General features: G+C 75.5%; 2 protein-coding genes. Both read right to left on the bottom strand.

Annotated features, from left to right (window positions below; genetic code table 11):
• Positions 1-34 precede the first annotated feature (34 nt).
• Entirely contained in the window at positions 35-367 is a 333-nt protein-coding gene (locus tag FMEAI12_RS35805) for a hydrogenase maturation nickel metallochaperone HypA (RefSeq protein ID WP_071064455.1), read from the bottom strand.
• Positions 368-380: 13 nt separating this feature from the next.
• On the bottom strand, positions 381-792 hold a 412-nt coding region (locus FMEAI12_RS35810; RefSeq protein WP_235015151.1), incomplete at its 5' end, for an AIR synthase-related protein.

Here is a 792-nt window from a genome sequence, read left to right on the forward strand (position 1 = left end):
TTCGGCTTGGCTCGTCCGCTGGTCCCGCCGACCGTCAGCGCACCTCGACGGCGGTGATCCGGACCTCCTCACCGCCGGTCAGCTCGATCTCATGGCTTCCGCAGCCACACGGCGTGAGCAGGTCCGGCAGGTCGACGTCGGCCCCGCACCGGCGGCAGCGGCCCCGCCCCGGCGGCTCGGCGATGTCGAGCCGGGCGCCGTCGAGCGACGTCCCGGCGGCGACCAGGTCGAAGCAGAAGCGCAGCGGCGAGGTCATCACCCCGGACAACCGCCCGATCTCGAGCGCCACCCGGGTCACCTGGACGTCCGCCGGGACCCGCCGGGCGACCATGTCGACCAGCTCGACGGTGACCGAGAGCTCGTGCACCGCGCCAGCCCGGTCAGCAGATCCGCGGCAGCGGGTCGCCGACCAGCAGGTCGACGATGCGGGTCCCGCCGAACGCGGTGTTGAGCAGCACCATGCCCGGCGGGTCGTCGGCGATCCGCCCGATCACCGCCGTGTCCGCGCCCAGCGGGTGCGAGCGCAGCGCGGCCAGCGCCGCCTCGGCCACCTCGGGGGCGACGATCACCACCATCCTGCCCTCGCAGGCGACGTACAGCGGGTCGAGGCCGAGCAGCTCGCAGGCCCCGCGCACGGTGGGCCGCACCGGCACCGCGTCCTCGTCGACGATCACTCCGACCCCGGCGGCGGTCGCCACCTCGTTGAGGATCGTCGCCACCCCGCCGCGGGTCGCGTCGCGCATGGCCCGCACCCCCGGACCGTCCGCCGGCGCCCCGACCGCTTCCAGCAGC

Origin of the sequence: Parafrankia sp. Ea1.12, assembly GCF_900465275.1 — a bacterium.
GTDB lineage: Bacteria > Actinomycetota > Actinomycetes > Frankiales > Frankiaceae > Parafrankia > Parafrankia soli.